The sequence below is a fragment of the Paractinoplanes ovalisporus genome, assembly GCF_016834655.1.
Lineage (GTDB): Bacteria > Actinomycetota > Actinomycetes > Mycobacteriales > Micromonosporaceae > Actinoplanes > Actinoplanes ovalisporus.
Genome location: NZ_JAENHP010000024.1, coordinates 16,277 through 33,380 on the forward strand (window position 1 = coordinate 16,277; position 17,104 = coordinate 33,380).

Annotated in this window: 15 protein-coding genes; 5 read left to right on the forward strand and 10 right to left on the reverse strand. The window is 71.2% G+C overall.

Annotation, left to right across the window (positions count from 1 at the left end; genetic code table 11):
• Positions 1–4 precede the first annotated feature (4 nt).
• From JIG36_RS42295 to JIG36_RS42305, 3 genes are read right to left on the reverse strand one after another with little or no spacing between them, the layout of a single operon-like run.
• Entirely contained in the window at positions 5–865 is an 861-nt protein-coding gene (locus JIG36_RS42295; RefSeq protein WP_203382523.1) for a transglutaminase family protein, read from the reverse strand.
• Positions 865–1,803 carry an alpha-E domain-containing protein gene (locus JIG36_RS42300; RefSeq protein ID WP_203382524.1) on the reverse strand — a complete coding sequence of 313 codons (939 nt, stop codon included), beginning with the start codon at positions 1,801–1,803 and terminating at the stop codon, positions 865–867. Before JIG36_RS42300 ends, JIG36_RS42295 begins: the two co-directional genes overlap by 1 nt.
• Positions 1,797–3,374 carry a circularly permuted type 2 ATP-grasp protein gene (locus tag JIG36_RS42305; protein ID WP_203382525.1) on the reverse strand — a complete coding sequence of 526 codons (1,578 nt, stop codon included), beginning with the start codon at positions 3,372–3,374 and terminating at the stop codon, positions 1,797–1,799. The genes JIG36_RS42300 and JIG36_RS42305 overlap by 7 nt, the downstream gene beginning before the upstream one ends.
• 379 nt (positions 3,375–3,753) lie before the next feature.
• Between JIG36_RS42305 and JIG36_RS42310 the strand changes: the two genes are divergently transcribed.
• Entirely contained in the window at positions 3,754–4,494 is a 741-nt protein-coding gene (locus JIG36_RS42310) for a DedA family protein (protein ID WP_203382526.1), read from the forward strand.
• On the opposite strand, the gene JIG36_RS42315 is transcribed toward JIG36_RS42310, so the two are convergent.
• Positions 4,424–5,824, reverse strand: a complete 1,401-nt coding sequence (locus tag JIG36_RS42315; RefSeq protein ID WP_203382527.1) for an NAD(P)H-quinone dehydrogenase — start codon at positions 5,822–5,824, stop codon at positions 4,424–4,426. The two genes, JIG36_RS42310 and JIG36_RS42315, sit on opposite strands and share 71 nt — an antisense overlap.
• A 90-nt stretch (positions 5,825–5,914) precedes the next feature.
• Between JIG36_RS42315 and JIG36_RS42320 the strand changes: the two genes are divergently transcribed.
• Positions 5,915–6,376 carry a gamma-glutamylcyclotransferase gene (locus tag JIG36_RS42320; RefSeq protein WP_203382528.1) on the forward strand — a complete coding sequence of 154 codons (462 nt, stop codon included), beginning with the start codon at positions 5,915–5,917 and terminating at the stop codon, positions 6,374–6,376.
• Positions 6,377–6,381: 5 nt separating this feature from the next.
• Here JIG36_RS42320 and JIG36_RS42325 read toward each other — a convergent pair whose 3' ends face one another.
• From JIG36_RS42325 to JIG36_RS42340, 4 genes are all read right to left on the reverse strand, one after another.
• Positions 6,382–7,338: a GNAT family N-acetyltransferase gene (locus JIG36_RS42325; RefSeq protein WP_203382529.1), complete on the reverse strand. Its 957-nt coding sequence runs from the start codon at positions 7,336–7,338 to the stop codon at positions 6,382–6,384.
• A gap of 42 nt (positions 7,339–7,380) precedes the next feature.
• Positions 7,381–8,118 (reverse strand): SCO6745 family protein, encoded by a 738-nt coding sequence (locus tag JIG36_RS42330; RefSeq protein ID WP_203382530.1) that lies wholly within the window; start codon positions 8,116–8,118, stop codon positions 7,381–7,383.
• Positions 8,119–8,185: 67 nt separating this feature from the next.
• Entirely contained in the window at positions 8,186–9,109 is a 924-nt protein-coding gene (locus JIG36_RS42335) for a hypothetical protein (protein WP_203382531.1), read from the reverse strand.
• Between the two features lies 1 nt (position 9,110).
• Entirely contained in the window at positions 9,111–9,746 is a 636-nt protein-coding gene (locus JIG36_RS42340) for an MBL fold metallo-hydrolase (RefSeq protein ID WP_203382532.1), read from the reverse strand.
• 131 nt (positions 9,747–9,877) lie between these two features.
• On the opposite strand from JIG36_RS42340, the gene JIG36_RS42345 reads away from it, so the two are divergent.
• The gene (locus JIG36_RS42345) at positions 9,878–10,840 is read left to right on the forward strand and encodes a DUF4349 domain-containing protein (RefSeq protein ID WP_236049313.1); all 963 of its coding nucleotides are present in this window, start codon (positions 9,878–9,880) and stop codon (positions 10,838–10,840) included.
• A 1-nt stretch (position 10,841) separates the two neighbouring features.
• On the opposite strand, the gene JIG36_RS42350 is transcribed toward JIG36_RS42345, so the two are convergent.
• Entirely contained in the window at positions 10,842–12,098 is a 1,257-nt protein-coding gene (locus tag JIG36_RS42350; protein ID WP_307873135.1) for an amidohydrolase, read from the reverse strand.
• A 611-nt stretch (positions 12,099–12,709) separates the two neighbouring features.
• On the opposite strand from JIG36_RS42350, the gene JIG36_RS42355 reads away from it, so the two are divergent.
• Both JIG36_RS42355 and JIG36_RS42360 read left to right on the forward strand, forming a co-directional pair.
• Positions 12,710–14,626 carry a serine/threonine-protein kinase gene (locus tag JIG36_RS42355; protein WP_203382534.1) on the forward strand — a complete coding sequence of 639 codons (1,917 nt, stop codon included), beginning with the start codon at positions 12,710–12,712 and terminating at the stop codon, positions 14,624–14,626.
• A gap of 27 nt (positions 14,627–14,653) precedes the next feature.
• The gene (locus JIG36_RS42360) at positions 14,654–16,297 is read left to right on the forward strand and encodes a phospho-sugar mutase (RefSeq protein WP_203382535.1); all 1,644 of its coding nucleotides are present in this window, start codon (positions 14,654–14,656) and stop codon (positions 16,295–16,297) included.
• 36 nt (positions 16,298–16,333) lie between these two features.
• Here JIG36_RS42360 and JIG36_RS42365 read toward each other — a convergent pair whose 3' ends face one another.
• The gene (locus tag JIG36_RS42365; RefSeq protein ID WP_203382536.1) at positions 16,334–17,017 is read right to left on the reverse strand and encodes a GOLPH3/VPS74 family protein; all 684 of its coding nucleotides are present in this window, start codon (positions 17,015–17,017) and stop codon (positions 16,334–16,336) included.
• Positions 17,018–17,104 lie beyond the last annotated feature (87 nt).

Consider the following 17,104-nt stretch of genomic DNA (forward strand, 5'->3'; position numbering starts at 1 on the left):
CCGCTCAGCGTAGGCGAGTGATGGTGACCTCCACGCCCTGCCCGGTGCTGGCCGGCCCGGCATAGACACCCTTGAGGGGCGGCACGTCGCCGTACTCCCGGCCCCGCCCGACCACGACGTGGCGCTCGCCGACGGCGACGCCGTTGGTGGGGTCGAACGCGGTCCACCGGCCGACCCACCACTCGACCCAGGCGTGGCTCTGCCCGACCACGCTCTCGCCGATTTCGGCCGCCGGCGAGGGGTGCAGATAACCCGAGACGTAACGCGCGGGCAGGCCCATCTCGCGCAGCATGCCGACGGTCAGGTGGCTGATGTCCTGGCAGACACCTTTGCGCTGCTCCCAGGCGTGCAGGGCGTCGCTCTGCACGCCGGTCGCGCCGGGCTGATACGTGACCTCGGACCGTACGAACTCGCAGACCGCCAAGGCCGCCACGTGCGGAGTGTCCGATTTATCGCGCAAGTCGGACACGATGGACCGCAGCGGGTCGTCGAGGCCGGTCCGCTGCGTGGGTAGCAGAAACTCGTACCAGCGATCGACCAGCGCCGGGGAAGAAAGATCAGACCACGGCAGACCGTCGGAAGCGGACAGGAGATCGCCAGGCGGCAACGTCTCCACAGTAGAGGTGGCGGTGACGGTCAGGGACTCATGCTGAGCATGCACGTCGAAGGCCGTGACAACGGTCCCCCAGTAGTCCTCGTACCGGTAGGTGCGAGCGGGCGGCCACACCTCGACCCGCGCGTCGAGCACGGCCTGCCGCGACCCGTTACGCGGCCACATGCGAGCTTCGTTGTACGACGAGGACACCGGCCCGGCGTAGTCGAAACCGGTCTTGTGCTGCACCTTCAGACGCCAGCTGTCGACCATCAGGCCACCGCTCCCCGCACCCAGTTCACAGCCGTCGTCTGCCGGAAGTAGCGCCGCGACACCGCGTCGTTGACCTGCGAGCACGTCTTCTCGAGCCGGGACAGCACCGACGGCAGGTCACCGATCAGCTCGTCGGCGCCGCGGAACTCGAGGTTGGTGCGGGCCCGCCCGACGATCCGCTGCGCGTCGGTCGCCACGCCGGCCCGGCCCGGATCGGGTTCCAGGTCGGCCAGGCAGCCCTCAGCGGTCGACAGCGCCGCGAACACCGAGCGTGGGAACAGCCGGTCGAGCAGCAGAAACTCGGCCGCGTGGCGGTCGTCGAGCGAACCCCGGTACGTACGGAGGAAGGTCTCCCAGGCCCCGCAGGAGCGCAGCAGCGTCAGCCAGGACGGGATGCTGCCGCCCGCCCGCTCGTGGGTGCGCAGCAGCCGGGCCGTCATGTCGACGCGCTCGATGTTGCGGCCGAGCACCAGGAACGTCCAGCCCTCGTCGCGGCTCATGGTGGCCTCGGTGAGCCCGGCCAGCACCGCGCAGCGCTCCCGCACCCAGCGGAAGAACGCGTGCACCCCCTGCTGCTCGACCCGCCGGCGGGCGTTGGGCAGGCCGTGCCAGGTCGCGTTCAGGCACTCCCACATCTCCGAGGAGATCGTCTCGCGGGAGCCGCGCGCGTTCTCCCGGGCCGCGGCCAGCGCGCCCACCACCGAGCTCGGGTTGGCCTGGTCGAGGCCGAGCAGGTCGACCACCCGGGCCGAGGTGACCGGTCCGTCGCCGGGGGCGGTGCCCATGACCGCGAGCAGCGCCCGGCAGGCCTGGTCCTCTCTCGTCCACGGGTCGGCCGCCATCCGCTGCAGGTGCACGTCGAGGATGCGGGCGGTGTCTTCGGCGCGCTCGACGTAGCGGCCGATCCAGTAGAGCGATTCCGCGATGCGGCTCAGCACGAGGCACCCCCGGACTGCTGCTGTTGCTGCTGTTGTTCCTCGACCGCCGGTGCGCCGGGGCCGAGGTCGGGGCCGGCCGAGGTCGGCAGGGGCGCCGGATCGGCCGGCAGGTGCGGCACCTCGAACGGCACCACGTCGTCGTCCGAGGCCAGCACCCAGGTGTCCTTGGAGCCGCCGCCCTGACTGGAATTGACCACCAGCGCGCCCTCGGGCAGCGCCACCCGGGTCAGGCCGCCCGGCAGCACCCAGATCTTCTCGCCGTCGTTGACCGCGAACGGTCGCAGGTCGACGTGGCGCGGGCGGAGCCGGTTGCCGATCAGCGTCGGGACCATCGACAGCTTCACCTCCCGCTGCGCGATCCAGCCTCGGGGGTCTTTGACGACCTTTTCCCGTACGAGGGAAAGCTCCTCCGCCGTGGCCTGGGAACCGATGACGATGCCCGCCCCGCCCGCGCCGTCGACCGGTTTGATCACGAGCTGGTCGAGCTGGGGCAGCACGTGGTCGAGAACCCCCGGCTCGTCCAGCCGGTAGGTCTCGACGTTGGGGAGCAGCGGCTCCTCGTTGAGGTAGTAGCGGATCAGATCCGGGACGTACGTGTAGAGCAGCTTGTCGTCGGCCACCCCGTTGCCGACCGCGTTGGCGATCGTGACCCGCCCGGCCCGGGCCGCGTTGAGCAGGCCGGCCACGCCGATCACGGAGTCGGCCCGGAAATGCACCGGGTCGAGGAAGTCGTCGTCGATGCGGCGGTAGATGACGTCGACCCGCTGCTCCCCCGCCGTGGTGCGCATCAGCACGTCGTTGCCGACACAGGCCAGGTCACGCCCCTCGACCAGCTCGACGCCCATCTCGCGGGCGATCAGCGCGTGCTCGAAGTAGGCCGAGTTGTAGACGCCGGGGCTGAGCACCACGACGGTCGGGTCGGGCACCCCGCTCGGGGCGGCCGCCCGCAGCGCACGCAGCAGCATCGCCGGGTAGGACTCGACGGGCAGGATGCGGGTCGCGGCGAACACCTCGGGCAGCACCTGGGCCATGGCCCGGCGGTTCTCCATCACATAGCTGACACCGGACGGGATCCGTACGTTGTCCTCGAGCACGCGGAACGTGCCCTGTTCGTCGCGGATCAGGTCGACGCCGGCGACGTGGATGCGGACGCCGTTGGGCGGGTTGATGCCGGCCGCCGCCCGCAGGAAGTGCGCGCTGGTGGCGATGATGCGCCGCGGCACGACGCCGTCGGCCAGCACCTGCCCGGCGCCGTAGACGTCGGCCAGGAACGCCTCGAGGGCCCGGATGCGCTGGGCCACACCGAGCTCGACCGAGCGCCACTCGGCGGCCGCGATGATTCTCGGCACGATGTCGAGCGGGAACGGCCGTTCGACGCCCTTGAGCGCGAACGTGATGCCCTGGTCGAGGAACGCGCGGGCCAGCACCTCGGCCCGGACGCCCAGTTCGGCGCTCGACAACGGCTGCAGGGTCGCGTTCAGCGCCTCGTAGCTCTCCCGGGGCATGCCGGGCTCACCGAACATCTCGTCCCAGCCGGGGCCGAGGCGGTAGTCCTCGAAAAGATCCGCCATGCGGTGAATCTACGGACGGCTCGTTGCGCCGGTGTAACAAGCGAAACGCGCTCATAAGAGTTGCGGGTGGACCGCCCGTACGGGACCTACGGACGGCCCACCGGCCGGCTCACCGAGAACGGGGGACCCGGCGTTCCGGCAATCTCACGGTACGCCCGCTGCGCTTCAAGCGAAAAACGAGCGGGACGAATGTGTCCATACCGCCCTTACGAGACGGTACCGAGCCGAAAATGGGGAGCGCCGGAGGGATCGAGACCTTACCGTGTTCGGCATCACCCACGACCGGGTCTGATCAGGGAGCATGCTGAACACAGCCCATTCTCAGGTGGCCTCGTCGACAATGACGTGGACCCCGAATCGCCGCGAGGTGGCATGACCTATGACCGAACTGTTGACCATGATGGCAACACCGGCATGGGCGTACCTTGCTCTCTTCGGCTTCCTGGCCGTCGACGCGATGATTCCGGTGGTGCCGATTCAGGCGATCATGATCACATCCGGGGCACTCACTGTCTACGGAAATCTTGATCTTGCTCTGGTGATCCTGGTCGGCGCGCTCGGCATGTTCACCGGCGACACCATCGCCTTCGTGCTCGGCCGCTCCTCGGCTGACCGGGGCTCGAGCCGCCTGGCCGCCCTCCGCGCGCGCTACGGCCCCAAGCACGACGAAGACGCCAAAGAGATCTCCAAGACCAAGCAGACCGCTGCCCGCTTCACCCGGGGGCTGCGCCGGCCGGGGCCTCTCGTGCTGCTGCTCTGCCGGTTCGTGCCGGGCGGGCGCATGGCGGCCGGCTTCCACGCCGGCCGCCGTCGTTACCCGATCAAGCTGTTCGTGCTCTACGACGGCCTGGCCGCGCTCGCCTGGGGCACCTACGGCGGCCTGGTCGGCCACGTCGGCGGCACGGCGATCACCCAGTCCGCGTGGCGGCTGTTCGCGATCGCCGCCACCGCCGCCGTCGTCTTCGGCACCGCCGGCTGGATCCTGGCGCTGTTCGGCGGCCGCAAGCAGGACGAGATCGAGCTCGCCGCGGCCGCCGGTCAGGCCGACGTCACTGCAGCTCGTGCTGCATCAGCTGACGCGCTGCTTCCGCAATCGACCCCGACAACGACGGGTAGATAGTGATCGTGTGGGCCAGCTGGTCCACGGTCAGGTTGTTCTCGATCGCCATCGTGATCGGCAGGATCAGCTCGCTCGCCTTGGGCGCCACCACCACACCGCCGACGATCTGGCCGGTGGCGGGCCGGCAGAACAGCTTCACGAAGCCGTCGTGCAGGTCGGCCATCTTGGCCCGGGCGTTGCCGGTCAGCGGCAGCATCACCTGACGCGCCGGCACCCGGCCCGCGTCCACGTCGTTCTGCGAAACGCCGACGGTGGCCAGCTCGGGGTCGGTGAACACGTTGGCCGAGACGGTGCGCAGCCGCAGCGGCGCCACGGCCTCGCCCATCGCGTGCCAGATGGCGATCCGGCCCTGCATGGCGGCCACGCTGGCCAGCGGCAGCACGCCGGTGCAGTCGCCGGCCGCGTAGATGCCGGGCACGTTGGTGCGCGACACCCGGTCGACGGTCACGTAGCCGCCGTCGCCGACCTGCACGCCGTACTCGGCCAGGCCCAGCTCGGCGGTGTTCGGCACGGCGCCGACCGCGATCAGGGCGTGCGAGCCCTCGATCACCTGGTCGTCGCCGAGCGTCACCCGTACGCCGTCTCCGGTGTTCTCCACGCTCTTGCCGCGGGACTGGCTGAGGATCGTCATGCCCCGCTCGCGGAACACCCGCTCGATCGCCATGGCGGCGTCGGCGTCCTCGTGCGGCATGACCCGCTCGCGGCTCGACACCAGCGTGACCTTGACACCCATGGCCAGGTAGGCGCTGGCGAACTCGGCGCCGGTCACACCGGAACCGATCACGATCAGGTGGGACGGCAGCTCGGTGAGGTCGTAGAGCTGGCGCCAGTCGAGGATGCGCTCGCCGTCGGGCCGGGCGGTGGCCAGCACCCGCGGGGTGGCCCCGGTGGCCAGCAGCACGGTGGTCGCCTCGACCGCGTACGTCTCCCCGCCCTCGGGGGTGATCAGCACCTGGTGGGTGTGGCCGAGCGTGTCCTCACCCATGCGGGCCCGGCCGTGCACCACGTCGACCCCGGCCTTGACCAGCTTGGCCTGGATGTCGCTGGACTGGGCCAGGGCGAGCTTCTTGACCCGCTGGTTGACCGCGACCGCGTCGACCGTGACCCCGTCGAGCCCCGACGAGCGGATGCCGAACCGGTCGTTGTGCCGGTAGCCGGTCATCACCTCGGAGCTGGCGATGAACGTCTTGGACGGCACACAGTCGGTCAGCACGCAGGCGCCACCCGGGCCGTCCGCCTCGACGAGGGTGACCTCCGCATCGAGCTGTGCGGCGACCAGAGCCGCCTCATAGCCGCCCGGTCCCCCACCGATGATCACGATCCGACTCACGACGCTCCAACCCTCTTCCCGCATGGCAGTTGTGCCGACACGCACTCCTTGTATTCTCCACCACCGCCCGGTGCCGCTATCGTCATCGCCGTGCGTCATTACGCCGCGTATGGCTCAAACCTCGATCCGGCCCGCATGCGGGCCTACTGTCCGCATTCGCCGATGGTTGGCGTGGGGTGGATAGAAGGCTGGCGCCTGACCTTTGCCGGTGAGGGGGAAATCGGCTGGGAAGGCGCGGTCACGACGATCGTCGAGTCGCCCGGCGACCGGGTCTTCGTGTCCCTCTACGACGTTCATCCGTGGGACGCGTCACAGCTCGACGAGGTCGAGGGCGTGACGGCCGGGGCCTACCAGAAGGTCACCGTGCGTGTTTCCACGCTCGAGGGCGAGTTCAGCGCCTGGGTCTACGTCTTCGCCGGTTACGAGGGCGGGCTCCCCACGGCGTGGTACCTGAGCGAGATCGCCAACGCCGCGGAGAAGGCGGGCGCCCCCGACGACTACGTCGAGGAGCTGCGCCGCCGTCCCACCGGCACGTCGTCGCCCGAGGCCTGACGCCGCTAAATGATCTTCTGGTAGATGTTGGCCTCGTAGAGCGGCTTCATGCCGACCGCGAGGTAGAGCCGGGCCGCCCGTGTCGGGTTGGCCATGTCGACACCGAGCCCGGCCTTCGCGCGCCCCTTGGCGGCATAGGTGGCGAAGGCGCGGCGCAGAAGAGCCTCACCCAGACCCCGTTTCCGGTACGCCCCCAGCACCGCGAGACGCTTGACCCAGCCCTCGTCGTTGTCGTCGTCGCTGTCCCAGGACGACTCGAGCACGCCCGCGATCCCGCCGTTCACCTCGGCGACGAACCACTCGTCGAAGACGTGCGTGGTCTCGTCGTCGATCAGCTTGCGCCACCCCTCGTAGGAGGCGCTGCGGTGGTCGGAGTCGCGGAAGGCCTGCTCGATGACGCCGTGGAAGGCACGCATGTCGGCCTCGTCGCCGGGCCGGACCGTGCGGATGGTGACCCCGGCCGGCGGTTCGGGCGGGGTCGCGGAGACGCCGTCGAGCGCGATCTGCATGCGGGCGTGCTGCTTGAGGAAGCCGAAGCCGTGCTCGGTGAGCAGCTCGATCCAGGGCTTCTCGGTCGGCACGGCGCCGGCCCGGACCTCGTACGGGTCGTGGCCGAACTCGGTCTTACGCTCGGCGACCCGGGCCAGGATCAGTTCGAGCAGCGGACGCATCGCGGGCCGCCCCTCGTCGGGCCAGACGTAGACCTCGATGAAGTCGCGGTTCTCGCCGGTCGCGTTGCCCGGGTAGGCCCAGCCCACGATCCGGCCGTCGCCGTCGAGCGCCACCCAGCAGTCGCGCGCCATGTCGGTGTTCGGCTCGGTGAGGGCCTCCCGCACCTCTTCCGCGGTGCAGTCGGGGTAGCCGACCGCGGCGATGTCACTGGCGTGCACCAGCCGGAGGATCGCGGGTGCATCGTCGAGGGTGGGCCGGCGCACGCTCCAGCCGTCGGGAAGCTCAGTCACCCGGGCATCGGACCACGGGGACCGTCGATCCGGCGAGTCTTTTTACTGAGCCAGGCGGTGGCGCAGGGATTCCAGCAGACCGATCAGCTCGACCCGCTCGCCGAGGTCGAGGGTCGCGTAGGCCTGACCGGCCATCGCGTCGGCCACCGACTCGGCCCACATCAGGCGCCGCACGATCGGCCCGGCCGGCGGGTAGGGCGGTTGCCACCCGAAGGCCACCGCGCCGGTCTCGCCCTCGGGACCGGCGATGATGGCCTGCAGCGGGGTGAGCCCGCTGGCCCGCACCGCCACCAGCTGCACCCCGAGACGATGCTCGTGGAGCTGGTGGAGCAGCACCGCGGCCTGGGCGCCGGGGGTCTGGTCGGGCACCGGCATCGCCCGCCACGCGGCGAACAGGGGCAGTCCCGCGTAGTCGACCGCGGCCGCCACGCGGCGGGTCAGCTCGTGCAGCCGGGCCAGCCGGGGGAAGCCGCTCAGCTGCTCGACACCCCAGGTGCACAGCTCGTGGAGGTGCCAGGTGGCGACCTCCATGGGCGCGGAGGTCTTGGCGGTGGCCTCCCACCCGTCGATGACGGCCTCGGGCGCGATGAGGCCGATCGAGGCCGCGACGGTCTCGGGGCGGACATCGCCGAGCGCACCCGCGCGCGCCGAGACGTGGTAGGCCCAGCCGGACAGACCCAGCAGGCGCGCACGACGCAGCGTCTGGGGCGACTCGGCAAAGGCGCCCACGATCGTCGCTAGCCCCGTCTTGGCGTTGGCGGCAGCCTGTTCGGGGGTCACCTGCCCGATTCTGCTCCCCCGCGCCGGATTCGGAAAATATTCTTCCTGTCCTGGGCGGCGAATCCGATCATTCCGGCTCGTCCGATTCAAGATCCTCCAACGCGGCCTGCACGTCGCCGACCTGGCGCCGGGCCGCGGCCGTCTCCCGTTCGGCGAGGCGACGCGCCTGCTTGCGGCGGGCCACGTCGGCCTGCGCCTCGGTTCGACGGCGTTCCAGTTCGGCCAGCTCGGCGTCCAGGTCCTCGACAACGTGACCAGCATCACGTTCGGCCGCCTCGGCACGCTCCAACTGTTCGTCGGCGCGCCTCTCGGCCGCCTGCGCGTTGGTCAGTTCGCGGCGCAGGTCGCGCCGGCGCTGCTCGAACTCCCGGCGCCGGCGCTCGGCGGCGGCCTTTTCCCGGGCGTTGGGCTGGGGGAACTCGACCACCTCGGCGTCGTCGTCCCCGTCGCCGGCGTCGTCCTCGTCGTCCGGCCCGTCCACCTCGTCGGTCACCAGGCGAAGTCGCGGGCGCGGCACCTCACCGAAGCCGGCGTAGGTGGCGGCCCGGATCAGCCTTCCCGTACGCACCTGGGCCGCGATCTCGGGTTCGGCCAGCGCGGCGGTCAGCGTCGCCTCGACCTCGCCGAGCGGGAGTTTGATCGACCGGTCCTCGGCCCGGGCCAGTTTGCCGGCGGCCGCGACCAGCGCCGAGACCACCTGGCGGCGCTGGTTGGTCAGCTCGCGCAGCGCCGCGCCGTCGAGCCCGCGCTGGGCCTCGCGCAGCGCGGTGGACAGCTCGACCAGTTCCTCGATCAGCTCGGGCCGGCGCAGCGCGAGCAGGTTGACCACCCAGGCCGCCACGGTCGGCTTCTTGAGCGCGGCCAGGCGCTTGGCGGCCGGCTTGTCACCGGCGCGGCGGGCGTCTTCGATCGCGGCGGTGCGGGCCGCGACGAAGCCCTCCGGCGGGGACTCGTAGAGCCGCTGGATCAGATCGTCGGTGGCGCTGGGCACGTCAGGGGATGGTAGTGCCGGGGGCGACGTGGGCGTACTTCGTACCGGAAAGACGTTCGAGGTGTCCGTCCGAGATGCCGGCCCCGGTCGGCGTCAGCAGCGCGTCGTGCAACGCGTAGGCCCGGCCCGGCTTGACCGCGCGGACGAAGTCGATCGACTCGGAGAGCTTCATCCACGGAGCATTCAACGGCGCGAACAGCGTGTCCACCGTCGTGTCCTCCGGCACGGTGAACGAGTCCCCTGGGTGGTAGAGGTTGGTCGACCCGTCGGCGATCAGGTAGCCCACGTTCGCGATCCGCGGGATGTCCGGGTGGATCACGGCGTGCCGGCCGCCGTACACCCGCACCTGATAGCCCGCCGCCTCGAACTCGCCGCCCGGCTCGACCGCGGTCGCCACCCCGGCGAAGGCCGGGTGCTGGGCCAGCACGTCGGCGTGGGCATAGAGACGCAGGCCGGGCCGCCGGTCGAGCGCCTCGGTGAGCGCCTCGGGGTCGAGGTGGTCGATGTGCTCGTGGGTGATCAGCACCGCGTCGGCGCCGTCGAGGGCCGACCTCTCGCTGAACGCGCCCGGATCGACCACGAGGACGCCCGCGCCCTCGATCCGCAGACAGGAATGGGTGAACTTCGTGATCTGCACGGGATCCCTCCGCTGCTGATTCGTAACCGCTCAATATGCAGTCTGCCGGAACCGGAAAACGTCTGCCGCACGTCCCAGGGAGCACACCGAAAACGGGGTTGGGAGAAAGCATGCGTGCTCGAAGGACATATTTGCTCGGGACAGTGATGATGGCCGGCCTGCTGCTGGCCGGCTGCGGCGACGGCGCCTCCGACGACGCGCAGTCCTCGTCGGGCGGAGCCCCGGCCGTCGGCATGGCCGAACAGGCCGCACCGGACGCGGCGGCCGGAAAGGAAATGGGTCAGGACGCCCAGGCCCAGGCGCCCGACCTCAAGGTGGAACAGCGCTCGATCATCTATCGCGGGACCGTCACCGTGCGGGTCGACAGCGTCGAGGCCGCGGCCGGGCAGGCCACCGGCATCGCGAAGACGTTCGGCGGCTTCGTCAGCGGCGACAACCGCAGCAGCGGCTCCGGCTCCGACACCGCGACCATGGAGCTGCGCGTCCCGGCCGACAAGTTCGCCAACGCGGTCGAGCAACTGTCCAAGCTGGGCACCGAGGAACAGCGCCAGATCAACACCGAGGACGTCACCGACCAGACCGTCGACCTCGACGCGCGGATCACCGTGCAGCAGGCCCGGGTCGACAGCGGCCGCAAGCTGCTGGCCCAGGCCAAGTCGCTGAACGACCTGGTGATGCTCGAGCGCGAGGTGGCGACCCGCGAGTCCGACCTGGCGTCGCTGCAGGCCAAGAAGCGGCACCTGGCCGACCTGACCGCCCTCTCGACGATCACGGTCACGCTGCTCGACCCGGAGGCGGCCGCGGTCACCGACGACGACGACCCGCCCGGGTTCCTGGGTGGTCTCGGCGCCGGCTGGAACGCGCTGCTGGCCTCGCTCAAGGTGCTGCTGACCGTGCTGGGCGCGCTGCTGCCCTGGCTGGTCGCGTTCGGCCTGCCGGTCTGGGCGGTCATTTACGCCGTACGGTGGTACAACCGTTCCCGCCGGCCCGTCGTGCAGCCGGCGGCGGCCTACGCGACGCCCGCCGCTCCGCTGCCGCAGCACCCGCCCGTCTCCGGGCCGCCGGCCTCCGGGCCGCCGCAGCCGAAGCCCTAGCTCAGAACGCGCCTGTCGCCAGGGCGGCCAGCGCGGTGTGGACCATGACCCGGACGCCGTATCCGATGCAGCTCTCGTCCACATCGAAGTCGCCCTGGTGCAGGTCGTGCTTCTCGTCCGAGCCCGGCACTCCGGTGCCCAGCCGGATCATCGCGCCCGGCACCTGGTCGAGGTAGAACGCGAAGTCCTCGCCGCCCATGCTGATCTCGGCCTCGACCACACGCTCGGGGCCGAGAGCGGCGCCCGCGGCCCCCGCGATCACGGCGGCGGCCATCCGGTCGTTGATCACCGGCGGCACCCCGCGGTGGTAACCGACCTCGACGTGCGCCCCGGTCGGCGCGACCACGTCCTTGATCAGCTGGGTGACCAGCTCGGGGGCCGTCCGCCAGGCCTCACGGCTCAGGATGCGCACGGTGCCGCGCGCCTGGCCCTCACCCGGGATCGCGTTGAACGCCTCACCCGAGTGCACCGCGCCCCACACCATCGACAGGCCGGCCCGCGCGTCGACCCGGCGGCCGAGCAGCGCCGGCGTGTCCACGATGACCTTGGCCAGCGCGTAGACCAGGTCGGCGGTCAGGTGCGGGCGGGCGGTGTGCCCGCCGGGGCCGGTCAGCGTCACGTCGACGGTGTCGGCGGCCGCGGTGAACGGGCCGGAACGCACCCCGACCAGGCCCGCGGGCAGTTGCGGGTAGCAGTGCAGGGCATAGATCGCGGCGACGTCCTTGAGGGCGCCGGCGGCGATCAGCTTGGGCGCTCCGGAGGGGACGGTCTCCTCGGCGCACTGGAAGATCAGGCGGATCCGGCCGGGCAGCTGCCCCTGCCGGGCGAGCTGCTGCAGGGCCAGGCCGAGACCGAGCATCACGGTGGTGTGCACGTCGTGGCCGCAGGCGTGCGCGACGTTGGGCACCGTGGACTTGTAGGGCACGTCCTTGAGGTCCTGCAGCGGCAGCGCGTCGAGGTCGGCGCGGAAGGCGATCACCCGGTCGCCCTCGCCGATGTCACAGATCACGCCGTTGCCCTCGGGCAGCATGCGCGGCGACAGACCGGCGACGGCGAGCTCGCGGGCGACCAGGGCCGCGGTCTCGAACTCGTGATAGGACGGCTCGGGGTGCGCGTGGATGTGACGCCGAATCGCTACGAGCTCCTCGCCGTGGGAGGCAAGCCAGCGGTCGAGCTGGCCGGGCAGGGGCTCGGCACCGGGCAACGGCCCGGGCCACTCCGTCTGGGCCTCTTCGGGCTCCGTCAGAGTAGTAGTCACGTCGGCTTCCAGTTCTGTCAACGCCAAGCGCAGCGCTCTCGAAATTTTGTCGGGTTTCCGCGACGCGCGACAGCTTAGACCGTTTTCAGTGACGCTGTGCAACGCCATTCCCGTGCCCAGTGGATCGCGCTGAGTCACGTAAGCCCTGATTAAGGGCGCTCCGCGGAAACCTCTCACTCCCTACAACCCGTTACGGGCGCGTGAGTGACGCAGTTCAACGGTGCCACGGCGCACCACGGTCGGGCACACCGCGAGTCCGTTCGGAGATCGTTCCGAAACGGCTCATACACCGCGTGAGGTGCGGCACACCCCGACCACAGTGACACGGGAGTGCAACGCCTTCTTTCCCCAACGGTAAGACGTTCTTTCGTCCCCGGGCGGTCTTCGCCGAATCCGCCCGGCCCGTGCCGGCGCTGAACCGACGTTCACATCCGGCTGCGTGAGGGCTTTCGCACTCTGCGTCCGGAACTGTCCACACAATGCGATTTCACGGTCACCTACGGTCGAGTTCACCGGAACACGGCTCTCGCGACTTTCAAATCGGGGTGGGGGCACGGCAAGATAGCGGGGTTCGTCTCGAAGGCCCCTAGACCCCCTCGGTGGCATCCTCAGTGACTCAGATTCCGACGTGGAGCGGCGGCAACGACGCTCCCACCAGCGGACGCGCAGCCCCGGGCACGCTCATCGGCGGGCGATACACGCTCCGTGCCGCGGTGGGCCACGGTGGCATGGGCACGGTCTGGCGCGCAGCCGACACGCTGCTGCGCCGCGACGTGGCGATCAAAGAGGTCATCCTTCCGCCCGGCCTGGCGCCGAGCGACCGCGACGCGATGTACGAGCGGACCATGCGCGAGGCCCGCGCCGCGGCCGCCCTGCAGCACCCCGCGGTCGTCCAGGTCTACGACGTCGTCCACGAGAACGGCCGTCCGTGGATCGTGATGGAGCTGCTCGACGCGCGCAGCCTGGCCGACATGGTGATCGAGGACGGGCCGGTCGCGCCCCGGGTCGTCGCCAAGATCGGCATCGCGCTGCTCGGCGCCCTCGAGGTGGCCCACGCCCACGGCGTTCTGCACCGCGACGTCAAGCCGGCCAACGTGCTGATCTGCCAGGACGGCCGCTGCGTGCTGACCGACTTCGGTGTCGCGCGCATGCCCACCGACGTGCAGCTGACCACCCCGGGCATGGTGCTGGGCTCGCCTCACTTCATCTCGCCCGAGCGCGCCATGGGCAGCTCGTTCGGCCCGCCGAGCGACCTGTTCTCGCTGGGCGTCACGCTCTACACGGCGGTCGAGGGCCGGCCCCCGTTCGACAAGGGCGACCCGATCGAGACCATGCACGCCGTGGTGGAAGACCCGCCGGCTCCCGCCCAGCGGGCCGGCTCGCTCACCCCGGTGCTGATGGGCCTGCTCGAGAAGGACCCCGACCGGCGGATGGATGTGCAGACCGCCCGCACCATGCTGCGGCAGCAGCTCGCCGGGCCGCTGGCCAGCAAGATGCCGCCGCACATGATGACCGACCCCTATTCGGTCGTCCCCGCCCAGCGCCCGCCCGCGGCGCCCGCCGAGACCCAGCCGATCTCGCCATCGACGAACGGCCAGATCGGTGGCCGGGCCATGCTCGCGCCGGGCGACTCGCTCACCGACCACCTGAACAAGGTGCAGCAGGGCGGTTCCTCGGGCCCGGGTGCGGCCCGCCGCCGCGCGGCCCAGTCCACCCCGACCGGGCTGATGCCGGCCGCCTCGGCCGCCTCGGGCGACACCACGAACGTGCTGCCGCCGCGCGAGGCGTGGAACGGCGCCCGCGCGGCCCGCGACCCGATGGCCGGCACGATCAGCGGCAGCCCGGCCGCCAAGCGCAAGGCCATGCTCAACAACGCCGTGGCCACGGCCAAGGAGACCACCGGCAAGGCGGTCGAGACGGTGAAGGGCTGGCCGCGCAAGCAGCAGCTCATCGCCGGTGGCGGCGCGCTGGCCGTGGTGGTCCTGCTGATCGTGGTGTTCTCGCTGGTCGGCAGCGGTAACGACGACACCGGGGCGCCGGTTGCAGGCCCGACCGGCAACACCGAGACCAAGCCCGCCGCGTTCGCCACCCAGGAATACAACGACCGCGGCGTCAAGGTGCAGGTGCCCAAGTCGTGGAGCAAGAAGCCGGGTGGCGTCTACGTCGACTTCGTCGACCCGAACGACGCCAAGCGCAAGGTCAGGATCCTGGTCGAGAACGCGTCCTCCAAGGCCACGCCGCAGTCGTTCCTGGGCGTCGCGGAGAACACGCTCAAGACCCGCTCGACGAACTGCCCCAAGCCGTACGCACAAGTGGGTCTGACCGACGCCAAGATCTCCGGCCGGGACGGCGCGGTGCTCGAATACACCTGCGGCACCGGTGACCAGGCGCGGCACGGGCTCTGGGGTGCGGTGATCTCGGGCGGCAAGGCGTACTCGTTCTTCCTCACCACCAACGAGACCCAGTTCGCCGGCAGCAAGCCGATCTTCGATCAAATGATCAAGACCTACACCCTGCAGGCCTCCTGAGCCGTCGGGGCGTGCTATCAATCCCTGATGGCGCCTGACGAACTCAAGTCCCTGGCCGAGGCCTGGCGGGCGGATGACCCCGACCCGGCCACGCGGGCCGAACTGACCCGCCTGATCGACGGGCTGCCCGAGACCGAGGCCGAACTGCGCGACCGGTTCGCCGGCCCGCTCACCTTCGGCACGGCCGGGCTGCGGGGGCGGTTGCGGGCCGGGCCGAACGGGATGAACCTCGCGGTCGTCACGCGGGCCGCCGCCGGGCTCGTGGCGTGGCTGGCCAAGCAGGGCGGCGAGGGCCCGCTGGTGATCGGGTACGACGCCCGGCACGGCTCGAAGGAGTTCGCCGAGCGGACGGCCCGGGTCGCGACCGGCGCCGGACGCGAGGCCCTGGTCATGCCCGCGCTGCTGCCGACGCCCGTGCTGGCGTACGCGGTGCGCTCGTTCGACGCGGTCGCCGGGGTCATGGTCACCGCCAGCCACAACCCGCCCCAGGACAACGGCTACAAGGTCTATCTGGGCCGCGAGCTGGGTGGTCCCGGTGGTGACGGCGCTCAGATCGTGCCGCCGGCCGACGCGGGCATCGAGGCCGCGATCCGGGCCGTGGGGCCGATCGGCGACATCCCCCTGGGCCCGCCGGGCACCCTGATCGATGACAAGATCATTCACTCGTACGCCGGAAGCGCCGCGGCCGTGCTGGCCGAGGGCGGCCCACGTGATCTCACGGTCGCCTACACGCCGATGCACGGAGTCGGCGCGTCGACGCTGCTGGCCGCGTTCGCCGCCGCCGGTTTCCCGACCCCGGCCGTGGTGGCGGAGCAGGCCGGGCCCGACCCGGAGTTCCCGACCGTCTCGTTCCCCAATCCCGAGGAACCGGGCGCGATGGACCTGCTGCTGGGGCTGGCCGCCGCGTCCGGAGCCGACCTGGCGATCGCCAACGACCCCGACGCGGACCGTTGCGCCGTGGCGATCCCGACCGCCGACGGGTGGCGGGCGCTGCGCGGCGACGAGCTGGGCGCGCTGCTCGGCGACCACCTGATCCGGCGGGGCGTCCCCGGGACGTACGCCACCACGATCGTCTCGTCGCAGCTGCTGGGCCGTCTGTGCGCCGCGCGGGGAGTGCCGTACGCCGAGACGCTGACCGGGTTCAAGTGGATCGTGCGGGCGGCCGGGGAGCTCGCGTACGGCTATGAGGAAGCCCTGGGCTACTGCGTGGCGCCGGCCCTGGTGCGCGACAAGGACGGCATCACCGCCGCGCTGACCGTGGCCGAGCTCGCGGCCGGGCTCAAGGCCGAGGGGCGCACCCTGGCCGACCGTCTCGACGAGCTGGCCGGCGAGTTCGGGGTGCACGCCACCGACCAGCTCTCGGTGCGGGTCGACGACCTGGCCGAGATCGGGGCGGCGATGACCCGGGCCCGGCAGGCCCCGCCGGCGACGCTGCTGGGACTGGCGGCGAGCGTGACCGACGACGCCGCGAACAACGTGCTCACCTTCCGTACGGCCTCGGCCCGCGCGGTCATCCGGCCGTCGGGCACCGAGCCCAAGCTGAAGGCCTACCTGGAAGTGGTCGAGCCGGTCGACGCGGGTGGCCTGGCCGCCGCCCGCGCGCGGGCGGGCGACGGCCTGGTGGGGCTGCGGCGTGAGATCGCCGCGGCCCTGGGCGTCGGACCTTCCTGACCTCTCGGACCGCCTGACCCTTTCGGCCGGATCGGGTCAGGCGGGCTTCGGGGCGCCCAGCGCGGCCGTGATGGCCTTGCTCAGGGTGGCCACGACCAGCGCCACGCTGGGGCGGACGATCGAGTCCTCCAGGTTGCCGCCGGCCATGAAACCGGCGCCCGAGGCGATCTGCTCCAGACGCTCGTGGGCCCGGGCGACCTCGTCGGCCGGCAGCCGCAGCGCGGGCTCCATGCGGCAGGAGACCAGCAGGGTGGCCAGCGCGGCGGTGCGCTCGTCGCAGAGGGCGCCGGTGGTCAGCGCGTCGGCCAGCCGCTTGCGGATCTCGGCCTCGAAGGCCGGGTCGGTGGTCGGGTAGCGGTGCACGTGGATGACGCCCATCTGGGTCTCGTCCACGTCCTGCACCACACCGCGGGCCACCAGGTCTTCCAGCACCCGGGTGCGCAGCCGGTGGCGCAGTCGCTGCAGCCACTGGGCGGGCGTGTGCGGCTCGTCGTCGGCGGCCTTGGCCAGCACGGCGTCGGCGATGGTGTCACCGATCGGGCTGGGGTCGATCACCTTGAGGTAGCCGTCGACGTAGGCGATGCGCCCCGCCAGCGCGAGGTCGACCAGCACGGCCGCGGCCATGCCGAGGTCGAGCCCGATCCGGGAGCCGGTCGCCTTGCCGGTCTGGTCGTCGTACGCGAGGAGGAGCAGTTCCTCGGCGAGAGGCATGGAGGTCATGGATCGAAACGATAGTGTCCCCAGTCACGCAATCAGATCGCCAGGTCGGTTATATCCCGGTTGCAGACGTTGCCCTAGAGTCGCTCC

Coding starts and splice junctions, on each gene's coding strand:
- JIG36_RS42365 (WP_203382536.1), bottom strand. CDS start 17,017: ATGACCTCCATGCCTCTCGCCGAGGAACTGCTCCTCCTCGCGTACGAC.
- JIG36_RS42295 (WP_203382523.1), bottom strand. CDS start 865: ATGGTCGACAGCTGGCGTCTGAAGGTGCAGCACAAGACCGGTTTCGAC.
- JIG36_RS42305 (WP_203382525.1), bottom strand. CDS start 3,374: ATGGCGGATCTTTTCGAGGACTACCGCCTCGGCCCCGGCTGGGACGAG.
- JIG36_RS42360 (WP_203382535.1), top strand. CDS start 14,654: ATGGCGCCTGACGAACTCAAGTCCCTGGCCGAGGCCTGGCGGGCGGAT.
- JIG36_RS42310 (WP_203382526.1), top strand. CDS start 3,754: ATGACCGAACTGTTGACCATGATGGCAACACCGGCATGGGCGTACCTT.